The organism is Sphingopyxis sp. TUF1 (assembly GCF_036687315.1).
Classification (GTDB): domain Bacteria; phylum Pseudomonadota; class Alphaproteobacteria; order Sphingomonadales; family Sphingomonadaceae; genus Sphingopyxis; species Sphingopyxis kveilinensis.
Window position 1 is genome coordinate 1,269,673 of the sequence record NZ_CP144683.1, and the last position, 23,700, is coordinate 1,293,372.

A 23,700-nucleotide genomic window follows, 5' to 3' on the forward strand; every position below is an offset into this window, starting at 1 on the left:
ACGCCCCGATGAAAGGCTGAATAATGGAAATCCGCGCCGCTGAAATCAGCAAGGTCATCAAGGACCAGATCGCCAATTTCGGAACCGACGCCACGGTCACCGAAATCGGTTCGGTGCTCTCGGTCGGCGACGGCATCGCCCGCGTCCATGGCCTCGACAATGTCCAGGCCGGTGAAATGGTCGAATTCGCCAATGGCGTGAAGGGCATGGCGCTCAACCTCGAAGCCGACAACGTCGGCATCGTGATCTTCGGCAGCGACGCCGAAATCAAGGAAGGCGACCAGGTCAAGCGCACCGGCACGATCGTCGACGTTCCCGTCGGCAAGGGCCTGCTCGGCCGCGTGGTCGATGGCCTCGGCAACCCGATCGATGGCAAGGGCCCGATTCTGGCCGACAAGCGGATGCGCGTCGAAGTGAAGGCGCCGGGCATCATCCCGCGCACCTCGGTGCACGAACCCGTCCAGACCGGCCTGAAGGCGCTCGACGCGCTTGTCCCCGTCGGCCGCGGCCAGCGCGAACTGATCATCGGCGACCGTCAGACCGGCAAGACCGCCGTCGCGATCGACACCTTCATTAACCAGAAGCAGGCGAACGCCGGCGACGATGAATCGAAGAAGCTCTACTGCATCTACGTCGCCGTCGGCCAGAAGCGCTCGACCGTCGCGCAGATCGTGCGTCAGCTCGAAGAAAATGGCGCGATGGAATATTCGATCGTCGTCGCCGCGACCGCTTCGGAACCCGCTCCGCTCCAGTATCTCGCGCCTTACGCCGGCGTGACGATGGGCGAATATTTCCGCGACAACGGCATGCACGCCGTGATCGTGTATGACGATCTTTCGAAGCAGGCCGTCGCCTATCGCCAGATGTCGCTGCTGCTCCGCCGCCCGCCGGGCCGTGAAGCTTATCCCGGCGACGTTTTCTATCTCCACAGCCGCCTTCTCGAGCGCGCTGCAAAGATGAACAGCGACAATGGTTCGGGCTCGCTCACCGCGCTGCCGATCATCGAAACGCAGGCGGGCGACGTTTCGGCGTACATCCCGACCAACGTGATTTCGATCACCGACGGCCAGATCTTCCTCGAAACCAACCTGTTCAACGCGGGTATCCGCCCCGCGATCAACGTCGGTCTGTCGGTGAGCCGCGTCGGCTCGGCCGCGCAGACCAAGGCGATGAAGAAGGTGTCGGGCTCGATCAAGCTCGAGCTCGCGCAGTATCGCGAAATGGAAGCCTTCGCGCAGTTCGGTTCGGACCTCGACGCGTCGACGCAGAAGCTGCTCAACCGCGGCGCGCGCCTGACGCAGCTCCTCAAGCAGCCGCAGTTCCAGCCGATGCCGTTCGAAGAACAGACCGCGTCGATCTTCGCCGGCACCAACGGCTATCTCGACAATGTCGCGACGACCGACGTGTCGCGCTACGAACAGGCGATGCTCGCCTATCTGCGCAGCGACCATGGCGATGTGCTGAAGACGATCCGCGACACCAAGGATCTGGGCGACGACACGAAGAAGGCGCTGGTCGCCGCACTCGACGCGTTCGCCAAGATTTTCGCCTGAAGGCAGCAGCGTGAGCCTCGAAGCAACCCTTCTGGCCTGGTCGGCGCTGGCGGCAATCGCCGTCGTGTCGCCCGGTCCCGATGTCCTGCTGGTTGCGGGACATTCTGCACGCGGAGGCTTGCGGGCGGGGTTGATGGCGACCGCGGGCATCACGATGGGCGGCCTGTGGTATATGGCGCTGTGCGGCTTCGGCTTTCTCAGCGTGCTGACCGCATCGCCGGCCTTGTTCATGGCCGTGAAGATCGCGGGCGCAGCCTATCTCGCCTATCTCGGCTTCGGGCTGCTGAAAGGCGCGATCCGCCCCCAGCCCGCCGGATCGGCGGCGACGCTGCTTACCAATCCCTTCACGCAGGGCTTGATGACGAACGCGCTGAATCCCAAGGTGGCGGTGTTCTATCTCGCAGCCTTGCCGCAATTCACCGGGCATGGTCCGGACGCACCGATGATCGGGGTTTTGCTGGTTGGCATCCATTATGCCATCGGCGCGCTGTTTTTGGGCACCCTTGCGGTGATGGGCAGCACGGCCGGGGGAATGGCCCGCAACAGCCACGTGTGGCGCTGGGTCGAGGCGACGCTCGGCGTCGCATTCGTCGGCCTCGCTGGTAAATTAGCATTCGAACGGAACTGAGATGGCCAGTCTGAAAGAACTCAAGGGGCGGATCGTCTCGGTCAAATCGACCCAGAAGATCACCAAGGCCAAGAAGATGGTCGCCGCCGCGAAGCTGCGCAAGGCGCAGGCCGCCGCCGAAGCCGCGCGTCCTTACGCCGAGCGGCTCGAGCGCGTCGTCGCCAGCCTCGCGTCGAAGGTCGGCGCATCGGATTCGGCGCCGAAGCTGCTTGCCGGTACCGGCAAGAGCGACACGCACCTCCTCGTCGTGCTCAACAGCGACCGCGGTCTTGCCGGCGCGTTCAACTCGAACATCGTCAAGGCCGCGCGCGACAAGGCGCTCGAACTCCAGGCTGAAGGCAAGAAGGTTCTCTTCTACCTCGTCGGCCGCAAGGGCCGCCCGGTGATCGCGCGCCTCTTCCCCGGCCAGATCATCGAGCAGTATGAAACCACCGGCATCCGTGAGATCGGCTTCGAACAGGCGAGCGAGATTTCGGCGAAGGTGATGGAGCTTTACGAAGCCGGCGCCTTTGACGTCGCGCATCTCTTCTATTCGAAGTTCCGCTCGGCGCTGCTCCAGATCGCGACCGGACAGCAGATGATCCCCGTTCCGCCGCCCGCCGACGTTCCGGCATCGAGCGGCGCCGCCGTCGAGTATGAACCCGACGAGGAAGCGATCCTCGCCGACCTGCTGCCGCGCAACGTCACCATCCAGATTTTCAAGGGCCTCCTTGAAAACGCCGCGTCCGAACAGGGTGCGTCGATGACCGCAATGGACAATGCGACGCGCAACGCGGGCGACCTGATCAACAAGCTGACCATCGTTTACAACCGAACGCGTCAGGCGGCGATCACCACCGAACTCATCGAAATTATCGCTGGCGCGGAAGCGCTGTAGCTTCACGTTAAAGTGGGCGCCGAAGCGCTCTAACCGATCAACCCAAGGAAGAAGACCATGGCAACCGCTCCCGCCCCTGAAAAGAAGGCCCCCGCCAAAAAGGCTGCCGCGCCCAAGGCGGCTGCGCCGAAGAAGGCCGCCGCGCCCAAGGCCGCTGCCCCCGTCGGCACCGCGACCGGCCGCGTCGCGCAGGTCATCGGCGCCGTCGTCGACGTCCAGTTCACGGGCGAGCTGCCCGCGATCCTGAACGCGCTCGAAACCGACAACAATGGCAACCGCCTCGTCCTCGAAGTCGCGCAGCATCTGGGCGAAAACACCGTCCGCACAATCGCGATGGACGCGACCGACGGCCTGACCCGCGGCCAGCCGGTTCGCGATACCGGCGCGCAGATCTCGGTTCCCGTCGGCCCGCAGACGCTCGGCCGCATCCTCAACGTCATCGGCGACCCGATCGACGAGCGCGGCCCGGTGAACGCCGGCATGACCGCGCCGATCCATGCGAAGGCTCCTGAATTCGTCGATCAGTCGACCGAAGCCGCGATCCTCGTCACCGGCATCAAGGTCATCGACCTGATCGCCCCCTATGCCAAGGGCGGCAAGATCGGCCTGTTCGGCGGCGCCGGCGTCGGCAAGACCGTTCTCATCCAGGAACTGATCAACAACATCGCCAAGGGCCACGGCGGCGTGTCGGTCTTCGCAGGCGTCGGCGAACGCACCCGCGAAGGCAACGACCTCTATCACGAATTCCTCGACGCGGGCGTTATCGCCAAGGACGCCGACGGCAACCCGACCCCCGACGGGTCGAAGGTGGCGCTGGTGTTCGGCCAGATGAACGAACCCCCGGGCGCCCGCGCCCGCGTCGCGCTCTCGGGCCTGACCATGGCCGAATATTTCCGCGACCAGGAAGGGCAGGACGTGCTCTTCTTCGTCGACAACATCTTCCGCTTCACCCAGGCGGGTTCGGAAGTGTCGGCGCTGCTCGGCCGTATTCCCTCGGCGGTGGGTTACCAGCCGACGCTGTCGACCGACATGGGCGCACTGCAGGAACGCATTACCTCGACCACCAAGGGTTCGATCACCTCGGTGCAGGCCATTTACGTCCCCGCGGACGACTTGACCGACCCGGCGCCCGCGACCTCGTTCGCCCACTTGGACGCGACGACGACGCTGAGCCGTGCGATTTCGGAACTCGGCATCTACCCCGCGGTCGACCCGCTCGATTCGACCAGCCGCGTGCTGACCGCCGCGACCGTCGGCCAGGAGCATTACGAGACCGCCCGCCGCGTTCAGGAAACGCTGCAGAAGTACAAGTCGCTTCAGGACATCATCGCGATTCTCGGCATGGACGAGCTGTCGGAAGAAGATAAGCTGGTCGTCGCGCGCGCGCGCAAGATCCAGCGCTTCCTGTCGCAGCCGTTCCACGTCGCCGAAGTCTTCACCGGCATCCCCGGCAAGTTCGTCGCGATCGAGGACACGGTGAAATCGTTCAAGGCGGTCGTCGACGGCGAATATGACCATCTGCCCGAAGCGGCCTTCTACATGGTCGGCGGCATCGACGAAGCGGTCGCCAAGGCCGCGAAGCTCGCCGAAGAAGCGTAATAACCTGTGCCCCTCCCCGCGCGGGAGGGGTCAAAGGACAGATCAATGGCCCTGAAGTTCGAACTCGTCACCCCCGCCCGCCTCGAGCGGACCGCCGACGTCCATATGGTCACCGTGCCGGGGACCGAGGGCGATTTTTCGGTGCTCGAAGGCCATGCGCCCTTCATGGCAACGCTGCGCAACGGCCCGCTCACCATCTATGCCACCGCGGGCGCCGAACCCGAGGTGATCGAGGTCGAAGGCGGTTTCGCCGAAGTCAACGAAGCGGGGCTCACCGTCCTCGCCGAGCATATCGCCGGCTGATTTTTTCGCCCGTCCACGGCGATCGAAAGCCCGCATCCCTCGCCGGATGCGGGCTTTTCGTTGGTGGAAGCTGCGTTCCGCCTTTGGCGGGAACGGAAGCCTTCGACCGAACCTAGCCGTCGCCCCCGCGCAGGCGGGGGCCGCTGTCTGTTTACGCAGCGGCGCAGGAAAAGGCCGATTGCGGCCCCCGCCTTCGCGGGGGCGACGGTTTATTGAAACGTCCGCTCCCCATCCCAAACCGGACATCCAAAGATAATGCTGTCCTACACGGTCCGGCTGTGCCAGCTTCCATCCCGGCTCTTTCAGAACGCGGACAAAAGCGCTCGCTGCCCGGCGTAGCGATGCAGGTCAGCAAGCGCGCGCGGCATGTTCGCCGAGCGCGACCAATTGGCGGCGGCACAAGGCTGACTTTTCCTGAACTTTGACGGGATTCCGCGGCCCCTGCGCCAATCGGATCGCGCATCTGCCTCAAGTCCGCCCCCTTGCCGCATCCACAAACGCCTTTGCAACCCACTCGGCGCATTCGCCCGCGCGCATTAGGACAATGTCAAAGTTTCCGGTTTATTCACCCTGTCCGGTGGGGGTGCGTCCGCGGTTGCGGGCCATGCCCAAAGGAATTTTGAAAGCAGGACAAAACGGATGAGTGCATTCGGACGCCGACCCGGAACCGCTGGCCGCCCCGCCTTTGGCGTGGCCAAGCCGATGCAGACTGGCGCCGGAGTGCCCGGCGGGACGCAGTTCCCGGCGATCGACGTGCCCGCCGAAGCCCCGCTGCCGATCCCGTCGAACCTGTCACCCGAAGAAGAGGCGATGGAGCGGCTGAACCAGCGTTCGACCGCCGAAATGGCCGAGCCCGAAAAGGTGCAGGGGTTCGAAGCATCGGTCCACAAGATCAAGGAACAGGTGCTGCCGCGGCTGCTCGAGCGCGTCGATCCCGAGGCCGCGGCAACGCTGAGCAAGGACGAACTGACCGAGGAATTTCGCCCGATCATTCTCGAAGTGCTCGCTGAACTCCGCATCACGCTCAATCGCCGCGAGCAGTTCGCGCTCGAAAAGGTGCTCGTCGACGAACTATTGGGTTTCGGTCCGCTCGAGGAATTGCTCGCCGACCCCGACATCAGCGACATCATGGTCAACGGCCCGTACCAGACCTATGTCGAGCGCAAGGGCCAGCTGGTGATCGCGCCGATCCAGTTCCGCGACGAACAGCATCTGTTCCAGATCGCCCAGCGCATCTGCAACCTCGTCGGCCGCCGCGTCGACCAGACGACCCCGCTGGCCGACGCCCGTTTGAAGGACGGCAGCCGCGTCAACGTCATCGTCCCGCCGCTGTCCTTGCGTGGCACCGCGATCTCGATTCGTAAATTCTCGGCCAAGCCGATCACGCTCGACATGCTCTGCCAATGGGGCGCGATGAGCCAGAAGATGTGCACCGCGCTGAAGATCGCGGGCGCCAGCCGTTTCAACATCGTCATCTCGGGCGGCACGGGTTCGGGTAAAACCACCATGCTCAACGCGCTGTCGAAGATGATCGACCCCGGCGAGCGCGTGCTGACGATCGAGGACGCCGCCGAACTTCGCCTGCAACAGCCGCACTGGCTGCCACTCGAAACGCGCCCCGCGAACCTCGAAGGGAACGGCGCGATCCACATGGGCGATCTCGTCAAGAACGCGCTGCGTATGCGCCCCGACCGCATCATCATGGGCGAGGTTCGCGGCGCGGAGTGTTTCGACCTCCTCGCCGCGATGAACACCGGTCACGACGGGTCGATGTGTACGCTCCACAGCAACAGCCCGCGCGAATGCCTCGGCCGTATGGAGAATATGGTGCTGATGGGCGACATCAAAATCCCGAAAGAAGCGATCTCGAAACAGATCGCCGACTCGGTGGACCTGATCGTCCAGATCAAGCGCCTGCGCGACGGCTCGCGCCGCGTCACCAACGTGACCGAAGTGATCGGCATGGAAGGCGACGTCATCGTCACCCAGGAACTGTTCAAGTTCGAATATCTGGACGAGGACAAGGACGGCAAGATCGTCGGCGAATATCGCTCGATGGGCCTGCGCCCCTATACCTTGGAAAAAGCACGGCAATACGGATTCGACCAGCCGTATCTGGAGGCGTGTCTGTAAGCACCACGTCGCCCCCGCGAAGGCGGGGGCCGCCGTCGTTTTACGCAGCAACTTAGGAAAGGCCCCCGCCTGCGCGGGGGCGACCGTTATTAAGGCTTCAACGCCAGCGCCGCGGCCAAAAACGCGACCCCCGCCGACGCCAGCGCGATCCCGCGCCAGGGCATAAACCCAACCTTGTCGACGTCGAGCCGGTTGTTGCGGCGCCAGTTCGCGATCTCGGCGATGCCGAACAGCGCCGCCGCCGCAATCGCCACCGACAGCATCGACCCTTGCATTGACGCGCGCACCTTCGCAAACAGGGGACAGTCCCCCAAAAGAGAGGTTGCCCATATGCGTTCGTTGATCCTCGTTGCAAGTACCGCCCTCACCCTCATAGCCCCCGCAGCCGCCCTCGCCGACCATCATGGCGGAGGCCACGCTGCGCACCAGGCACATGGCTCGATCGCCTCGGCGGTTGCCGCGCCTACGCGCACCCCCGCGAATGTCGAGCGCGACAAATATCGCAACCCCGCCGAAACCCTCGCCTTCTTCGGCGTGAAGCCCGGCGACACGGTGGTCGAGCTGTGGCCCGGCGGCGGCTGGTACACCGAAATCCTCGCCCCGCTGGCGAAGGCGGGCGGCGGCACGCTCTATGTCGCGGCGCCGTGGGACCGCGGCCTCAATCGCATCAAGGAAAAGCAGGCGGCCGACGCCGCCACCTATGGCGCGCTGAAACTCGCCGAATTTCCTGCCACCGGCGCGGGCGCGAAGGTGCCCGATGGCAGCGCCGATGTCGTGCTCACCTTCCGCAACGTTCACAATTGGCGCTTCGGCGGTGCCGACAAGACCGCCGATGCCTTCAAACAGATTTTCGCGATGCTCAAACCCGGCGGCACATTGGGCGTCGTCGAGCACCGGCTGAACGAGGATGACGATGCCGCGAAGGAGGAAAAATCGGGCTATATGAAGGAAAGCTCGATCATCGCCTTTGCCGAAGCCGCGGGGTTCAAGCTCGCTGAAAAGAGCGAGATCAACGCCAACCCCAGAGATACCAAGGATTATGCCAACGGCGTCTGGACGCTGCCGCCGAACCTGCGCGAAGGCGAGACCGATCGCGCGAAATATGTCGCGATCGGCGAATCGGACCGCATGACGCTGAAATTCGTGAAGCCCGCGAGCTGAAACACCTTGAGTCCATCGACCCGGCGCTGCTGCTGAGCGCCTATGCGCAGGGGATTTTCCCGATGGCCGACGGGGCGGACGACCCGTCGGTCCATTGGGTCGAGCCGCGGCTGCGCGCGATCCTGCCGCTCGATGGCTTTCATCTGTCGCGCAGCCTGAAAAAGACGATCGTGTCGGACCGCTTCCGCGTCACCACCGACACCGCCTTTGCAGACATGGTCGCGCTCTGCGCCGCGCCCGCGGACGACCGGCCGACGACTTGGATCAACCCCGTCATCCGGGCAAGCTATGACCGGCTGTTCCGGCTCGGTCATGCGCACAGCGTCGAATGCTGGCAGGACGGCGCGCTGGTCGGCGGGCTTTACGGCGTCACGCTCGGGCGGGCCTTTTTCGGCGAATCGATGGTCAGCCGCGTGCGCGATGCGTCAAAGGTCGCGCTCGCGCATCTGGTCGCGCGGCTGATCGCAGGCGGCTGGAAATTGCTCGACTGCCAGTTCCTGACCCCGCACCTCGCCAGCCTCGGCGCGATCGAGATCCGCCAGGCCGACTATCTGGCGCGGCTCTATTCGGTGTTGGCGGGGGGCGACGGGGCCGCGGCCGCCGGCGCCGGAGTTGGCGCAGGTGCAGGCGCCGCGGGGGTCTCGGTGCCTTCGCCGCCGTTCGCCGCGGGCGACTGGGGCGCACTCGACGCCTTGGGCGCCGCGGCCTTGGGGGCCGAGCGTTCAACCGGTTCGCCGCCCGGATATGTCATCGCACAGCTTTTGACGAAGACGTCATAGATCGGATGCTCGATCACATTGCGGTCGGGCCGCTCGCGGAAAATCCAGCCCGAAAAGACGCGGCGCCACTGATCGTCGCGCTGATCCTGCACCGTCAATTGCACAAAAGCGCCGGTTTCGGGTGGATCTTCCCACGGCGCGGTCTGTTCGCAGGCGCGCAGCCGGACGATCGCGCGGCCGATGCGCAGCGAATCGCCGGGCTTCATTTCAAGTTCGCGGACCAGCCCGTTGCGCTTGTTGAGCAGGCCGACGACGGCGACGCGCTCGGCCATCGGGGTGGCGCCCTCGATACCGCCGGTTTCGGCAGGGACGCGCTCCGACTTGAGCGCGGTCGGCACCGTCTTGCTGCCGTTCGAGGGTGACCGGTCACATCCGGCCAGCGCCGTCGCGGCGGCAAGAACGATCCAGACCCGGTGCGGCATTAATCTGCGCCGGGCCGCCAGGCTTCATAATCGCCGGTCGCGGCGGCGCGGCGGCCGCCGCGTTCGAGCGCGCCCGCGGGGCGATAGGCGCCCGTGCTGCCCGTCAGATTGGGAGTCGGGTCGCGTTCCCACGCACGCGGCGCGGGCAGCACGTCCGTCGGCAGTTCGTCGAACGTGCCGTGCAGCCAGCCGTGCCATTCGGGCGGCACGCGGCTCGCGTCGTTCGATCCCTTATAGATCACCCAGCGGCGGGAGCCTTTCTTGGCGCGATAATAGATGTTGCCGAGGCTGTCCTCGCCGACCTTTTCGCCGCGCGCCCAGCTGTTCAGCAGCGTGCCGACGGTCGCGCCGTCCCACCAGGTGAAAATCTTGCCCAGGATGCTCATGGCTGCGGCGTTTACAGCCAAGGCGAGCAGTCGCGCAAGCGCCAAAGCGGGATAGCGCCCTCCCTTTACTCCGTTTGCCCTGAGCTTGTCGAAGGGCGGTCCTTTTCTCGTGGCCAGCGAAAGGAAGAACGGCCCTTCGACAAGCTCAGGGCGAACGGAAACAGAATGGCTCAATCCTTCCACGTCACTTTGGCGCTCTCGTCGATGCCCAGCCGCGCCGCGGTGCCGCCCGCCAGTTCGAGCACCGCGCTCACCTCGCCGCCGCTCGCGACGGGCTCGAGCGATCCGGGGATGGTGTTTTCGGCGATGCGGTCGATCGTCCCGTCCGCACGGATGAAGAGCATGTCGAGCGGGATCAGCGTGTCCTGCATCCAGAAACTCGCGATCCGCGGCTTTTCGAACGGAAAGAGCATTCCGCCCTTTGCGGGCAGACTGGTGCGGAATTTGAGACCCTGTTTCTGCTCGGGGTCGCTGCGCGCGACCTCGACGTCGAAACGGTGCACCGTGCCCGCCATCTCGATGGTCACCGCCGCGGTCGCCGCGCGCTCCGCTTCGCTCGCATCGGGGCTGCACGCCGCCATCGGCAGCGCCAGCGACAGGGCAAGGGCGGTCAGGAGAATGCGCATCGGACGCTAAGCCTCTTGTTCGACGGGAAAGATAACCGGCTAATCGACCGGCGCGTCGGCGTCCAGCGCCGCCAACGCATCGTCATCCCCCGGCGGGACGGCAAGAATACGCCGCGCGAGCGCGAGCGAATGGCCCGCACGCATGAACGCCGCGACCTGGCGTTCGCGCAGCTTGGGGTCTTCGGTCGCGCGCGCCGCGAACGGGCCGAGGCGCCGCCGCCGCGCAAAGCCGACCGCCGCCGCGACCGCCTCGCTCTCGGCCGCTTCGATTGCTTCGCTGCTATTCTCGGCAGCGATTCCATCGACATGAAGCTGCGCCTTTACCCGCCGCACCCCCAAACCGCGGCGCGTCATCGCCCCGGCGCGCATCGCCGCATATTGGCGGTCGTCGAGGTAGCGCAGCGCCTCCATCCGGTCGGCGACCGCCTCGCACGCCGCCATGGCGTCAATGTCGTCCATCCATTCAGATTCGCGCACTTTTCTTGCAAGATAGCGCAGCAGTTTTGCCCGGCTCGTCGCGAAGCGCGCGACATAGGTGAGCGCCAACTCGTCGAGCTTCGCCGCGCCAAGGGGTCTTTTCGATCGGTCAAAGGGAGCACGGCGGTTGGCCATATGCCATGTTTGTGCCACAGTCGGGCCTGATTGAGAACGATCAACAGCGCCATATCGGGCACCAAAGCCCGGAAATGGGCGATTTGTTCAAACAACTCAGGGTTCGCGCATCCTCCATGGCACACAAAGATGACATGCTTGTTGCCGCGCGGCCCGCATCAAGGGACGTCGCACCCCTTATGACCGATACCAACATTGCTTCGGCCGACATGCTCGTGCCGACTCCGACCGAATGCGCGCAGCCGCGCCGTTTTTCGGACTTTGCCACCGTCGGCGAAGCGCTCGACTATGCCGCGAGCGGCACGCGCGGGCTCAATTTCCACGATCCGCGCGGAAAGCTGATCCGCCCCTATCCCTATAGCGAGCTGCGCGCCGAGGCGCTCGCCGCCGCCTATCGCCTGATCGCCGCGGGGGTAAAGCCCAACGACCGAATCGCGCTGATTGCCGAAACCGGCCCCGAATTCGCCGCGCTGTTCTTCGGCACCATCTATGCCGGCGCCTGGCCGGTGCCGCTGCCGCTCCCGACCAGCTTTGGCGGGCGCGACTCCTATGTCGGCCAGCTTGTCGTCCAGCTCACAAGCTGCGATCCCAAAATGCTGTTCTTCCCGCCCGAAATCGCCGCTATGGCCGCCGAAGCGGCCACGCAGCGTGGGGTCGAACCGATCGACTGGAGCGAGTTCGCAACGCGCGCGGCGCCTGTCTCCGATCTGCCCGAACAAAAGACCGACGAAACCTGTTATCTTCAGTATAGCAGCGGCTCGACGCGCTTTCCGCACGGCGTCGCGGTGACGCACGGCGCGCTGCTCAACAATCTGTCGGCGCATTCGCACGGCATGGAAGTGCGCGAGACCGACCGCTGCGTGTCGTGGCTGCCCTGGTATCACGACATGGGGCTCGTCGGCTGCCTGCTCTCGCCCGTCGCCAACCAGGTATCGGTCGATTACCTCAAGACCGAGGATTTTGCGCGCCGTCCGCTCGCCTGGCTCGACCTTATCAGCCGCAATCCGGGCACGACGCTCAGCTATTCGCCGACCTTTGGTTACGACATTTGCGCGCGCCGCATTTCCAGCCAGAGCCAGGTCGCCGACCGTTTCGACCTGTCGCGCTGGCGCGTCGCGGGCAATGGTGCCGACATGATCCGCCCCGACGTAATGCAGGCTTTCGTCGACGCCTTTGCCGACGCAGGTTTCAAGGCAAGCGCCTTCCTGCCGAGCTATGGCCTCGCCGAAGCAACGCTGGCGGTCAGCATCATGCCGCCGGGCGAAGGCATCGTCGTCGAACTCGTCGAGGAAACCGAACTGTCGGGCGCCGCGAACGATTCGGGCCGCCCGACGCGCTACCGCGCGATCGTCAACTGCGGCAAGGCGGTCAAGGATATGACCATCGAGGTCCGCGACGAAGCGGGCAATCCGCTCCCCGACCAGACCGTCGGCAAAGTATGGTGCACCGGCCCGTCGCTGATGACCGGCTATTACCGCGACCCCGAGGCGACCGATGCCTGCATGAAGGACGGCTGGCTCGACACGGGCGATATGGGTTATCTGTCAAACGGTTACATCTATATCGTCGGCCGCGCCAAGGACATGATCATCATCAACGGCAAGAATCACTGGCCGCAGGACATCGAATGGGCGGTCGAACAATTGCCGGGGTTCAAGTCGGGCGACATCGCGGCGTTCGCGATCACCACACCGGGCGGCGAGGAAACCCCCGCGGTGCTCGTCCAGTGCCGCACCAGCGACGATGCCGAGCGCGCCGCGCTGCGTGAGACGATCCGCGACCGCGTGCGCGCGATTACCGGCATGAACTGCCTCGTCGAACTCATCCCGCCGCGCACCCTGCCGCGCACCAGCTCGGGCAAACTCAGCCGGTCGAAAGCGCGCGCGCAATATCTTGCAGGGGAAATCCAGCCCTTTGCGATTGCGGCGTAAGGGCGGGGACGGCTGGCGGCGGGCGTAAAATCCTCCCTGTGCGAAGCGATGGGGAGGGGGCAGCGCGAAGCTCTGACGGAGGGGCAATGGCACTACCGTCGCCGCCCTTCCACCACCGCCTGCGGCGGCGGTCCCCCTCCCTATGGCCTGCGGCCACAGGGAGGATTTAATCACCATTCCCCACCCCAAAACCCCTCATTCCCCCGCAATCCTCCATCCTGTCCCCGCCCGGAACAGAAATTCGCTTCAAAACAGCGCGATGGTTACCTTCAAGTAACCCACGTCCGCTAAACCGGACGGGTGAAAAGCCTGCCAACCGATCCGATAGCCGCCGACGTCATTCCCGCGCGAACCCTTTTGGGGCTGACGCCGCGCGATCAGATCCCCGGCAACCTTCGCCAGCTCCAGCTCGCGCCGCTCCGCGGCCGTGGCGCGCTGCGCCTGGCGATGGGCATCGGCATGGCGATTGTCGCCTTCCTGACCATGATCCACAAGGTCGCGCTGCCGGTCGCGGGCGGCTGGCTGGCGTGCGCCTTAATCTTCAGCCTGTGGTCCTATCGTCAGTTCCGCAACCTGCCGTTCGGCGACCCCAAGCTGCCGGGCACCACCGAATATCGGCAGTGCAACCGCCACGCATTCTATTCCGCGCTGGTATGGACAATCCCCTTTTGGCTGGAGGGTTTGTCGCCCAGTCTCGACCATATCCTGTCGATATGGACGATCGCGGTGCTGATGATGCTGACGCTGGCGATCGTTGCGCACAGCGTCCCGCTCGCCTGCGCGCTGTTCATCATGCCGGTCTCGCTGGCGGCGGCGGCGGCGCTCGTCCGCGCAGGTGCGCCGCAACTCGCCGTCGTCGCGCTCGTCGCCGGCGTCCTCCTCGTCGCCTTTTGCGTCCGCTTTGCGCAAATCCATATCCGCTCGCGCCGCGCCGAAGAAACGCTGCACGAAAAAAGCGAGACGGTCAGCCTGCTGCTGCGCGAGTTCGAGGAAACCTCGGCCGACTGGCTGTGGCAGACTGACAGCAACCGTCGCCTCGTCCACGTCTCGCCGCGCCTTGCTTATGCACTTGGCGGCACCGCCGAAGGGCTGGAAGGCGTGCCTCTGCTTCAGGCGCTGTCGGGCGACGCGTGGGAAACCGGGCTGTTCCCCAAAAGCCTGCACGATATGGCCGAACGGATGAAGCGGCGCGAGAGTTTCTCGAACCTAATCGTGCCCGTATCGATCGATGGCCGCCCGCGCTGGTGGGAGCTGTCCGCCTCGCCGCGCCTCGACGAATCGGGCAAGTTTCTGGGATTTCGCGGCGTCGGGTCGGACGTCACCGAACAGCGCGCAACCGCCGAACAAATTTCCAAGATGGCGCGCTTCGACAATCTCACCGGCCTGCCCAACCGCCTCAGCCTCCACGAAGATCTCGCCCGCGCGCTAACCCATGCGATCGAGGCGAAGTCGCGCTGCGCACTGCTGATGATCGACCTCGACCGCTTCAAGGCGGTCAACGATACACTGGGCCACCCCGTCGGCGACAAATTGCTCGCGCAGGTCGCGGCTCGGCTCAAAGGGTTGATCGAGCGGGGGATGACCTGCGGCCGCCTCGGCGGCGACGAATTTGCGGTCGTGCTCCACAATTTGACGTCAGCCGACGCCGCCGAGGAGCTGGCGCAGCGGATCATCACGACGATCAGCCGGCCCTATGTCGTCGACAATCACCAGCTGTTCGTCGGCGCCAGCGTCGGCTTCGCGATCGGCCCCACCGACGGCGCAACGGTCGAAACGCTGACGCGCAACGCCGACCTTGCGCTCTATAAATCGAAGGACCGCGGCGGTAACGTCGTCGCTCCCTATGTCGCATCGCTGCACGCGCAGGCCGAGGAACGGCGCGTGATGGAGCAGGAGCTGCGCGGCGCACTCGAACGCGGCGAGTTCGAACTATATTATCAGCCCGTCGTCACCGCGGCAGACGGCACGCTCAACGGGTTCGAGGCGCTGATCCGCTGGCACAACCAGAAACTCGGCAATGTCTCGCCGGGCCGCTTTATCCCGCTCGCCGAGGACGCGCGCCTCATTTCGCCGATCGGCGAATGGGTGCTGCGCACCGCGTGCCGCGAGGCGATGAAATGGCCGTCGAACCTGAAGGTCGCGATCAACGTATCGGCCGACCAGCTCACCGACCCCAACTTCGCATCGGTCGTCGTCTCGGCACTCGCGCAGAGCGGGCTGTCGCCGCAAAGGCTGGAGATCGAGGTTACCGAAAGCGTTTTCCTGCGCGACGGCGGCGGCGCGGCGCAATTGCTCGATCAGCTGATCGCGCTCGGCATCCGCCTGTCGCTCGACGACTTCGGCACCGGCTATTCGTCGCTCGGCTATCTTCGCAAAACGCAATTTTCGACGATCAAGGTCGACCGCAGTTTCGTCGTCGGCGCCGCCAAGGGCAGCATCGAATCGATCGCGATCATCCGCGCCGTCGTCGCGCTCGCCGACAGCCTCGGCATGTCGACCACCGCCGAGGGCGCCGAGACCGAGCTCGAGGTTGAAACGTTGCGCAGCTTCGGCTGCTCGAACATTCAGGGCTATTATTACGGACGCCCGATGCCCGCGAGCGACGTGCTGACCCTGTTCCGCCGTCCCGACGACGTGGCGACAGCCGCCGCGTAACAATCGTCGCCCCCGCGAAGGCGGGGGCCGCCGTCAGCCTTGCGCTCCCTTTCCAGCGGCACCCGCCTCCGCGGGGGCGACCTAAGCGTGGCGCGGCCAGCCGAATGCTGTACACGACGAGTCGAACGCCCGTCCAAAAGGTTCCCCGATCCACCGCATCCGCGGCGCGGCTCGTCGCTAGACGGGTGGTCGCCGCCGACTGGCGTGGCAAAGACGATCCAACGCTTGAAGACAAGCCGGGGGTCGCATCCATGTTCCAACGCCGCTTTCTGAATGCCGCCATTGCGGCTGTCCTGACGGTCGCCGGGCTGCTCGCAAGCGTGCCCGCCGCGGCGAGTTCCTATCTTCAGTGCGTCCCCTTCGCGCGCGCCGAATCGGGCGTCGACATCCGCGGCAATGCCAAAACCTGGTGGACGCAGGCAGCGGGCACCTATGAACGCGGCGACGAACCGCGGCAGGGCGCGGTCATGGCCTTTGCCGGCACGCGCGGGATGCCGATGGGCCATGTCGCGGTGGTCAAGAAGGTGCTGAACGATCGCGAAATCCTGATCGACCATGCGAACTGGTCGCCGATCAATGGCCGCCGTGGCCAGATCGAGCGCGGCGTCCGCGTCGTCGATGTCAGCGATGCCGGCGACTGGAGCCTGGTGCGCGTATGGTACGCCCCGATCGGCGACCTGGGGCTGCGCCCCAATCCTGTGCAGGGCTTCATCTATGCCGATGGCGAGCCCGACGGCGCGACCCCGGCGCCAAGCTTCAAGGCGCCCGTCTGGGCACAGAATGACTGGAAACCCGGCAACGGCCTTGCGCTCGTTGCCGCCTCGCTCGGCAACTGAGCCTATCCCCCCCACCTCCAAGGGCTCGGCGAGCGACGAAGCCACTCGGGACGGTCCGCCGCTCCGGGTGGCTTCCCCCTTTTTGAGGACGTCGAAGGGGCGCGAAAGCGGCTCAGTCGGCGCTTATCCGCTTATCATGGAAACGCCCTTCGTCTTTGCGAGGACCCCGGACTTGATCCGGGGGACGAAGCAAGCTCCACCCGTCGATCGGGCGAGACGATAGCTGGAGAATGCTTCGCTGCGCCCGCAATGACGCGAGCGGGGCACGCGCCTACCGGTTCACTCGCCGCCGGGTGCGTCGCCTTCGCCCGCAGTGTCTTCGAACCACGCCTCGACCTCGCCCGACAGCTTGATCGTCATCGGCTGGCCGAAGCGGTCCTTCGACTTCCCTGCAGCGACGCGGATCCAGCCTTCGGAGATCGAATATTCCTCGACGTCAGTGCGCTCCTTGCCCTTGAAACGGATGCCGATGCCGCGTTGCAGCACCTCAAGGTCGAAATGGGGCGAGCGCGGATTGGTCGACATGCGGTCGGGCGGCGTATCGGTCATGGACAATTTTCCCAAAAATGATGCGCGGCCCTAGCGGGGCGGGGCCACCATCGTCAATCGCGAAGGCGCGCCGGCGCGTTGCCGGGCGCGATCATCGGCGCGGCCGCCAGATAAAGCCGGTCGGCGAGCGGATAAAGCTCGCGCTCCTCGCGCTCGATACGAAGCTTGAGCAGGTCGAACACGATCATCGTCTCGCGCCGGAACCCGTCCCAGTCGGCCGCGACCCGCTCGGCAGTCCATTTGCCGTCATAGGCGGCGAAATCGTCGGCGAGATCGCCCATCTCCAGCTCGAAATCGCGCGTGACGCGAACAAGCTCGGGCTCGCCGCTTGTCCGCAAGCGGGGATACAGCGCCCAATCCTCGCATTTCAGATGCCGAACCAGCGTCTCGCCAAGCGCGCGCCGCGCCGATGCCAAATCGGCGAGGCGTGCAGGCGCCGGTTCCTTCATCATCGCCAGTATAATCCGCGCCAGCGCGATCAGCGCCGCATGTTCGGCGCGCAATCGCTCCATTTCACGGCTCATGGCCATAATGGTTTTTCTCGCGGTGCGAGCGGTCCCCTGTCCGTGAGAATAGGCTGATGGGCGTGAAAGGAAAGTGAATCTCAACCCTGGTCCCCGCCGGGGGCGATGCCCGCCTGCTCGGAGCCTGAATTTCACCGGGCCTCGCGCCATTCCCCCGGCGCCAGCTCGCCAATCTCCCACTCGCCGATCCGCCAGCGCACCAGCCGCAGCGTCGGATGGCCGACCGCGGCGGTCATTCGCCGAACCTGACGGTTGCGGCCTTCGGTGATGGCGAGTTCGATCCACGCGTCGGGCACGCTCTTGCGGTACCGCACCGGCGGGTCGCGGTCCCACAGCATCGGCGGATCGATGCGGCGGACGGTCGCGGGGCGGGTCGGGCCGTCGTTGAGCGTGACCCCGCGGCGGAGCGCTGCCAGCGCCGCCTCGCCGGGCTCGCCCTCTACCTGCGCCAGATAGGTTTTGGGCATCTTGTGCTTCGGCGACGAAATCCGCGCCTGCAGCGCGCCGTCGTCGGTCAGGATCAGCAGGCCCTCGCTGTCCCTGTCGAGCCGCCCGGCGGGATAGACGCCTGGCACGTCGATATAATCGGACAGCGTCGCGCGCGCGCTTTCGCTGCCGCGATCGGTGAATTGCGAGAGGACGCCATAGGGTTTGTTGAACAGGATCAGGCGGGCCAAGGCATGTCCTCCCCAAACAACCCCGTCGCCCCCGCGAAGGCGGGGGCGACGATTGTCTTCCGCCGTGGGCGTTACGCCGCTTCCTTCTTGCGGCTCGCCTTCTTCCGCTCGTGCGGATCGAGGATCGCCTTGCGGATGCGGATATTCTTGGGTGTCACCTCGACCATTTCGTCATCGTCTATGTACGCGATCGCCTGTTCCAGCGTCATGCGCCGCGGCGGGGTCAGACGGATCGCGTCGTCCTTGCCCGTCGAACGGAAGTTTGTGAGCTGCTTCGACTTCATCGGGTTGACTTCCAGATCCTCGGGCTTGGCATTTTCGCCGATGATCATGCCCTCATAAAGCGCCTCGCCGGGCGACACGAACAGGATGCCACGCTCTTCGAGCGGGCCCAAGGCATAAGCAACAGCCTCGCCATTGCCGTTCGAAATGAGGACGCCATTCTTGCGGCCCTCGATCACGCCCTTGTACGGGCCGTACTTCTCGAACAACCGGTTCATGATCCCGGTGCCGCGCGTGTCGGACAGGAATTCGCCGTGATAGCCGATCAGGCCGCGGCTCGGGCCGCTGAAGGTGATGCGTGTCTTGCCACCGCCTGACGGGCGCATGTCGGTGAGGTCGGCTTTGCGGATCTGCATCTTCTCGACGACCGTGCCCGAATGTTCGTCGTCGACGTCGATGACGACGGTTTCATAGGGTTCGGTGCGTGCGCCGCTTTCGTCGGTGCCGTAGAGCACTTTCGGGCGGCTGATGCCGAGCTCGAAGCCTTCGCGGCGCATCGTTTCGATGAGCACGCCGAGCTGAAGCTCGCCGCGGCCCGCGACTTCGAAGCTGTCCTTGTCGGCGCTTTCGGTGATGCGGATCGCGACATTGGTTTCGGCTTCGCGGTACAGGCGGTCGCGGATCATGCGGCTCGTCACCTTGCTGCCCTCGCGGCCCGCCATCGGTGAATCGTTTACCGCAAAGCGCATCGATAGCGTCGGCGGGTCGATCGGCTGCGCGGCGATCGGTTCGCTGACGCTGGTGTCGGCGATGGTGTTTGCGACGGTCGCGTTGGTGAGGCCGGCGATCGCGACGATGTCGCCCGCTTTCGCTTCATCGACGGGAACGCGATCGAGCCCGCGGAAGGCGAGCAGCTTCGACGCGCGGCCGGTTTCGATGACCTTGCCGTCCATGTCGAGTGCATGGATCGGCTGGTTGACCTTGACCGAGCCGGACTGGACGCGGCCTGTCAGGATACGGCCGATGAAATTGTCGCGGTCGAGCAGCGTGGCGAGAAAGGTGAAGGGCGCGTTCTCGTCGAGCCCCGGCGTCGGCACATGGCTGACGATCGTCTGGAACAGCGGCTCCAGCGTGCCCTCGCGCGCTTCGGGATCGGGCGAGGCATAGCCGCCGCGGCCCGAGGCATAGAGAATCGGGAAATCGAGCTGCTCGTCATTGGCTTCGAGCGTCAGGAACAGTTCGAACACCTCGTCGAGCACTTCGGCGGCGCGCGCATCGCTGCGGTCGATCTTGTTGACGACGACGATCGGCTTCAGGCCCAGCGCGAGCGCCTTGCCGGTGACGAACTTGGTCTGCGGCATCGGCCCTTCGGCCGCATCGACGAGCAGGATGACGCCGTCGACCATGCTCAGGATGCGCTCGACCTCGCCGCCGAAATCGGCGTGGCCCGGCGTATCGACGATGTTGATGCGCGTTGTGTTTTCGCCTTCGCCCCATTCGACGCTGGTGCATTTCGCGAGGATGGTGATCCCGCGTTCCTTTTCCAGATCGTTCGAATCCATTGCGCGTTCTTCGACGCGCTGGTTGTCGCGGAACGTGCCCGACTGGCGGAACAACTGGTCGACGAGGGTGGTCTTGCCATGATCGACGTGCGCGATGATGGCGATATTGCGCAAAGACATGCGGATAAGCCTTGATGGAAGGGGGCAGCGCCCAAGGCACCGCGAAACGCCGCGCCCCTAACAGAATGGGTGCTGCGGCGCAACATGATTGCGGATGCGGCGCGGTCGCCCTTGGTCCTTTTGTCCAAGTGCAACGCGGCGCCGCTTTGTGGTATCAAGCCTTCGCGGTCCGCACGTTGGATCGTCAATGCGGACGGCACCAATGACGGAATTCGACCCGCTCATGCTCGCGCGCATCCAGTTCGCCGCGAACATCAGCTTTCATATCCTTTTCCCGACGATCACGATCGCGCTCGGCTGGGCGCTGCTGGGCTTCAAGCTTGCGTATAACCGCACCGGCGATGCCGCTTGGATGGACGCCTATCGCTTGTGGGTGAAGATATTCGCGCTCAGTTTTGCGATGGGGGTAGTGTCGGGCATCACGATGAGTTTCCAGTTCGGCACCAACTGGCCGGGCTATATGGAAAAGGTGGGCAATATTGCGGGCCCGCTGCTCGCCTATGAAGTGCTCACCGCTTTCTTCCTCGAAGCTGTCTTTCTCGGCATCATGCTCTTTGGCTTCAGCCGTGTCCCCAACTGGATGCACACGCTAGCGACCGTCCTTGTCGCCGCGGGCACGACCTTGTCCGCCTTCTGGATCATCGTGCTCAACAGCTGGATGCAGACTCCGGTGGGTTATGAAATTCGGGGCGGCGTCGTCCACGCGACCGACTGGTGGGCGATCGTCTTCAATCCCTCGATGCCTTACCGCCTGACGCATATGCTGATCGCCTCGGCGCTGACCGTCGCTTTCCTGATCGCGGGGATGAGCGCGTGGCGCTGGCTGAAGGACGGCGGCGGCGAAGGCGTGCGGCGAACATTAAAAGCCGCCATCTATGCCGCCGCGCTGCTGATCCCGGTGCAGATTTTCGTCGGCGACCTGCATGGGCTCAACACGTTGGAGCACCAGCCGCAAAAGGTCGCGGCGATGGAAGCCAATTGGGAGACACAGCCCCACGCGCCGCTGATCCTCTTTGCCATCCCCGACGAAGACGCCCGCACCAACGATCTGGAAATCGCGATCCCCTCGGGCGCCAGCCTGATCCTCACGCACCATGCCGGGGGCGTCGTCCCCGGCCTCAACGATTATGAAGGCGATCATCCCCCGGTCGGCCCGCTGTTCTGGGGGTTTCGGATCATGGTCGGCATCGGTCTGCTGATGCTCGCGGTCTCGTGGTATGCGGCGTGGACGATCCGGCGGCGCGGGGTCGATGCCCTGCCGAAATGGCTCGCGCGCGCGCTTGTTGCGATGACCTTCAGCGGCTGGGCCGCGACACTTGCGGGCTGGTACGTCACCGAAATCGGCCGCCAGCCCTGGCTCGTTACCGGGGTGCTCAGGACCGCCGATGCCGTCGGCCCGGTCGGCGGCGCGATGGTCGCGAGTTCGCTGACGCTGTATCTCGCGGTCTATGCCGTGCTGCTCGCCGCCTATATCGCGGTACTCTATCGGCTCGCGCGGCTCGGCAAGGCGGCGCCAAACGACAAGCCGATGTTCCCTGTGCCCACCGCACCCGGCCCCGCCGCCCCGCAGGAGGAACCGGCATGACGCCCTTCTTCGATCCCTGGTGGTTGCCCGTGATCTTTGCCGGGCTGATGGGGCTGTCGATCCTGCTCTATGTCATCCTCGACGGCTATGACCTCGGCGTCGGGATGCTGACGCGGTTGGAAAAGGACGCGAACCGCGACCTGATGGTCGCGTCGATCGGCCCCTTCTGGGACGCCAACGAAACCTGGCTCGTGCTCGGCATCGGCCTGCTGCTCGTCGCCTTTCCGGTCGCGCACGGGCTGATCCTGACGCAGCTTTACCTGCCCGTCGCGCTGATGCTCGTTGCGCTCATCCTGCGCGGCGTGTCGTTCGAGTTCCGCGCCAAGGCGCCGCCCGAGCATAAACATCGCTGGGACAATGCCTTTTTCGCCGGGTCGCTGCTCGCCGCCTTGTGCCAGGGCTATATGCTCGGCGCCTATGTGCTGGGGTTCGACCAGAGCGTTGCCGCGGTGCTGTTCTGCCTGCTCGCCGCGCTGGGACTCGTCGCGGGCTATCTGTTCGTCGGCGCGTGCTGGCTGATCTACAAGGTCGAGGGCGAGCTTCAGCAGCGCGCGGTGCGCTGGGCGGAGGTGACGCTGTGGCTGACCGCGCTCGCGATGGCGATCATCTCGGTCGCGACGCCTTTGCTGTCACAGCGCATCTTCGACCGCTGGTTCCGCCTGCCCGAAATCATCGCGCTGCTGCCGATCCCGATCGCCGCCGCGACCTTGTTCGTCGGGCTCGCGATCTTCCTCCGCCGCCCGCTGCGCGCGAAAGACGAATTGAGCTGGGTGCCGCTCGCGACCGCGGGCATCCTCTTCGCGCTGGGCTTCGTCGGCATCGCGTACAGCTTCTATCCCTATCTGATCGCCGACCGACTCGACATCTGGCAAGCGGCGGCCTCGCCCGAATCGCTGACGATCATCCTGATCGGCGCCTTGTTCGTGCTGCCGGTGATTTTGGGATATTCGATCCTCGCGCACTGGATTTTCCGGGGAAAAGCGACGCACCTCAGCTACGAGTAGGCCATCGTTCGCAGGCGCCCATGGTGGTTTTGGGGTGGGAAGCGGACGTTAAATCCTCCCTGTCGCGCAGCGATGGGGAGGGGGACCGCCGCCGCAGGCGGTGGTGGAGGGGCCGCGACGGTAGTGCCATTGCCCCTCCGTCAGCGCTGCGCGCTGCCACCTCCCCATGCCTACGGCACAGGGAGGATCTTAGGTCCGCAATCGGTCGCTAGCCCCCACTCACAGCATCGCGACCAGCCGCTCGACCTCTCGCCCCGCCAGCCGCGCCGCGCGCAGCAGGTTCGCCTGGAAATCGCCGCCGCTCGCATCGTTCGCTTCGTCGGTAACCGCCTTGATCGCCGCCCACGGTTTGCCGAGCCGCATCGCCGCCTGCGCGACCGCGCCGACCTCCATATCGACCAGCGTCGCGCCGAGCGATTTGAGGTCGGCCGCGGCGGCGGGGCAGGCGACGAAGCTGTCGCCGCTGGCGATCCGCGCGTGGGGCAGGCCCAGCCCCGGATCGGGCATCGCCGCAAAGTGCGCCTCGCCCGGCTCGCCCATCGGCCAGTCGCCGGCGCGGTAGCGGCGGAAGCGGCCGGGTTCGTTCGCGCCATAATCATGCTGCAACGCCTCACCGATCCAGTAAGCCCCCGGCGCCGCGCCCAGCGCCCCGCAGGTGCCACTCATCAGGACGACGTCGGCATCGCGCGCGAGCGCACCCGCGCACAGCGCGGCGTTGACCTTGCCGAGCCCGCAGGTCGCGATGGCGACATCATGGCGATGCACGGCGAGGCGGCGGACCGCGAATGTGCCGTCCTGCTGGTCCCCCTTGCCGGGGAACAGCGCATCGCCCTCTTCGGGAAGGGCGGCGAGAATCAGGATATGGGCCATCGCTTTTCTGTAACGGCGGCGCGCGCGGATGCGAGAGATTTGCGCGTGCGTGGGCGGTTGCGACCGATCGCGGACATAAGATCCTC

At 65.3% G+C, this 23,700-nt stretch carries 22 protein-coding genes and 1 pseudogene; 13 read left to right on the top strand and 10 right to left on the bottom strand.

The annotated features are described in order from the left end of the window. Positions 1-23: 23 nt before the first annotated feature. The 6 genes from atpA (at position 24) to VSX77_RS06055 (ending at position 7,093) form a co-directional block, all read left to right on the top strand. Positions 24-1,553, top strand: a complete 1,530-nt coding sequence (gene atpA, locus VSX77_RS06030) for a F0F1 ATP synthase subunit alpha (protein ID WP_338426749.1) — start codon at positions 24-26, stop codon at positions 1,551-1,553. 10 nt (positions 1,554-1,563) lie between these two features. Beyond that, positions 1,564-2,181, top strand: a complete 618-nt coding sequence (locus VSX77_RS06035; RefSeq protein ID WP_338426750.1) for a LysE family translocator — start codon at positions 1,564-1,566, stop codon at positions 2,179-2,181. A gap of 1 nt (position 2,182) precedes the next feature. Beyond that, positions 2,183-3,058, top strand: coding sequence for a F0F1 ATP synthase subunit gamma (locus VSX77_RS06040; RefSeq protein ID WP_338426751.1), 876 nt, complete (start codon positions 2,183-2,185; stop codon positions 3,056-3,058). 57 nt (positions 3,059-3,115) lie between these two features. After that, the gene (atpD, locus tag VSX77_RS06045) at positions 3,116-4,657 is read left to right on the top strand and encodes a F0F1 ATP synthase subunit beta (protein ID WP_338426752.1); all 1,542 of its coding nucleotides are present in this window, start codon (positions 3,116-3,118) and stop codon (positions 4,655-4,657) included. Positions 4,658-4,702: 45 nt separating this feature from the next. Next, entirely contained in the window at positions 4,703-4,960 is a 258-nt protein-coding gene (locus tag VSX77_RS06050; protein ID WP_327451085.1) for an ATP synthase F1 subunit epsilon, read from the top strand. A 639-nt stretch (positions 4,961-5,599) separates the two neighbouring features. After that, on the top strand, positions 5,600-7,093 hold the full coding sequence (locus VSX77_RS06055) for a CpaF family protein (RefSeq protein WP_338426753.1): 1,494 nt from the start codon (positions 5,600-5,602) through the stop codon (positions 7,091-7,093). 89 nt (positions 7,094-7,182) lie between these two features. Here VSX77_RS06055 and VSX77_RS06060 read toward each other — a convergent pair whose 3' ends face one another. Next, positions 7,183-7,368, bottom strand: coding sequence for a hypothetical protein (locus VSX77_RS06060; protein WP_338426754.1), 186 nt, complete (start codon positions 7,366-7,368; stop codon positions 7,183-7,185). A 55-nt stretch (positions 7,369-7,423) separates the two neighbouring features. Here VSX77_RS06060 and VSX77_RS06065 point away from each other — a divergent pair, with 55 nt between their 5' ends. Both VSX77_RS06065 and aat read left to right on the top strand, forming a co-directional pair. Continuing rightward, positions 7,424-8,254 (top strand): class I SAM-dependent methyltransferase, encoded by an 831-nt coding sequence (locus VSX77_RS06065; RefSeq protein ID WP_338426755.1) that lies wholly within the window; start codon positions 7,424-7,426, stop codon positions 8,252-8,254. Continuing rightward, complete coding sequence (gene aat, locus VSX77_RS06070; RefSeq protein ID WP_338427227.1) at positions 8,251-9,033, top strand: leucyl/phenylalanyl-tRNA--protein transferase; 783 nt, start codon at positions 8,251-8,253, stop codon at positions 9,031-9,033. Before VSX77_RS06065 ends, aat begins: the two co-directional genes overlap by 4 nt. 35 nt (positions 9,034-9,068) lie before the next feature. Here aat and VSX77_RS06075 read toward each other — a convergent pair. The 4 genes and pseudogenes from VSX77_RS06075 to VSX77_RS06090 form a co-directional block, all read right to left on the bottom strand. Then, positions 9,069-9,455, bottom strand: a pseudogene (locus VSX77_RS06075) (DUF2155 domain-containing protein); the annotation flags it as partial. Continuing rightward, a complete protein-coding gene (locus VSX77_RS06080; RefSeq protein WP_338426756.1) occupies positions 9,455-9,841 on the bottom strand; it encodes an NADH:ubiquinone oxidoreductase subunit NDUFA12 in 387 nt (128 codons plus the stop codon). The pseudogene VSX77_RS06075 and the gene VSX77_RS06080, both read right to left, overlap by 1 nt. A gap of 170 nt (positions 9,842-10,011) precedes the next feature. Then, positions 10,012-10,467 carry a DUF192 domain-containing protein gene (locus VSX77_RS06085; RefSeq protein WP_338426757.1) on the bottom strand — a complete coding sequence of 152 codons (456 nt, stop codon included), beginning with the start codon at positions 10,465-10,467 and terminating at the stop codon, positions 10,012-10,014. Between the two features lie 39 nt (positions 10,468-10,506). Continuing rightward, complete coding sequence (locus VSX77_RS06090; RefSeq protein WP_338426758.1) at positions 10,507-11,079, bottom strand: RecX family transcriptional regulator; 573 nt, start codon at positions 11,077-11,079, stop codon at positions 10,507-10,509. A 179-nt stretch (positions 11,080-11,258) separates the two neighbouring features. Here VSX77_RS06090 and VSX77_RS06095 point away from each other — a divergent pair, with 179 nt between their 5' ends. From VSX77_RS06095 to VSX77_RS06105, 3 genes are all read left to right on the top strand, one after another. Continuing rightward, positions 11,259-13,010, top strand: a complete 1,752-nt coding sequence (locus VSX77_RS06095) for a fatty acyl-AMP ligase (RefSeq protein ID WP_338426759.1) — start codon at positions 11,259-11,261, stop codon at positions 13,008-13,010. A gap of 300 nt (positions 13,011-13,310) precedes the next feature. Beyond that, positions 13,311-15,665: a putative bifunctional diguanylate cyclase/phosphodiesterase gene (locus tag VSX77_RS06100; RefSeq protein WP_338426760.1), complete on the top strand. Its 2,355-nt coding sequence runs from the start codon at positions 13,311-13,313 to the stop codon at positions 15,663-15,665. A gap of 251 nt (positions 15,666-15,916) precedes the next feature. Beyond that, entirely contained in the window at positions 15,917-16,501 is a 585-nt protein-coding gene (locus VSX77_RS06105; protein WP_338426761.1) for a CHAP domain-containing protein, read from the top strand. A 279-nt stretch (positions 16,502-16,780) separates the two neighbouring features. On the opposite strand, the gene VSX77_RS06110 is transcribed toward VSX77_RS06105, so the two are convergent. The 4 genes from VSX77_RS06110 to typA form a co-directional block, all read right to left on the bottom strand. Then, positions 16,781-17,050, bottom strand: coding sequence for a DUF3297 family protein (locus VSX77_RS06110; RefSeq protein ID WP_338426762.1), 270 nt, complete (start codon positions 17,048-17,050; stop codon positions 16,781-16,783). A gap of 53 nt (positions 17,051-17,103) precedes the next feature. Continuing rightward, on the bottom strand, positions 17,104-17,574 hold the full coding sequence (locus VSX77_RS06115; RefSeq protein WP_338426763.1) for a hemerythrin domain-containing protein: 471 nt from the start codon (positions 17,572-17,574) through the stop codon (positions 17,104-17,106). Positions 17,575-17,705: 131 nt separating this feature from the next. Continuing rightward, positions 17,706-18,251, bottom strand: a complete 546-nt coding sequence (locus VSX77_RS06120) for a pseudouridine synthase (RefSeq protein ID WP_338426764.1) — start codon at positions 18,249-18,251, stop codon at positions 17,706-17,708. Between the two features lie 71 nt (positions 18,252-18,322). Next, on the bottom strand, positions 18,323-20,155 hold the full coding sequence (gene typA, locus VSX77_RS06125; protein ID WP_338426765.1) for a translational GTPase TypA: 1,833 nt from the start codon (positions 20,153-20,155) through the stop codon (positions 18,323-18,325). 202 nt (positions 20,156-20,357) lie between these two features. Between typA and VSX77_RS06130 the strand changes: the two genes are divergently transcribed. Both VSX77_RS06130 and VSX77_RS06135 read left to right on the top strand, forming a co-directional pair. Continuing rightward, positions 20,358-21,740, top strand: a complete 1,383-nt coding sequence (locus tag VSX77_RS06130; protein WP_338426766.1) for a cytochrome ubiquinol oxidase subunit I — start codon at positions 20,358-20,360, stop codon at positions 21,738-21,740. Further along, positions 21,737-22,744 carry a cytochrome d ubiquinol oxidase subunit II gene (locus tag VSX77_RS06135; RefSeq protein ID WP_338426767.1) on the top strand — a complete coding sequence of 336 codons (1,008 nt, stop codon included), beginning with the start codon at positions 21,737-21,739 and terminating at the stop codon, positions 22,742-22,744. The genes VSX77_RS06130 and VSX77_RS06135 overlap by 4 nt, the downstream gene beginning before the upstream one ends. Before the next feature lie 219 nt (positions 22,745-22,963). On the opposite strand, the gene VSX77_RS06140 is transcribed toward VSX77_RS06135, so the two are convergent. Continuing rightward, the gene (locus tag VSX77_RS06140; protein WP_338426768.1) at positions 22,964-23,614 is read right to left on the bottom strand and encodes a 5'-methylthioadenosine/S-adenosylhomocysteine nucleosidase; all 651 of its coding nucleotides are present in this window, start codon (positions 23,612-23,614) and stop codon (positions 22,964-22,966) included. Positions 23,615-23,700: the final 86 nt, after the last annotated feature.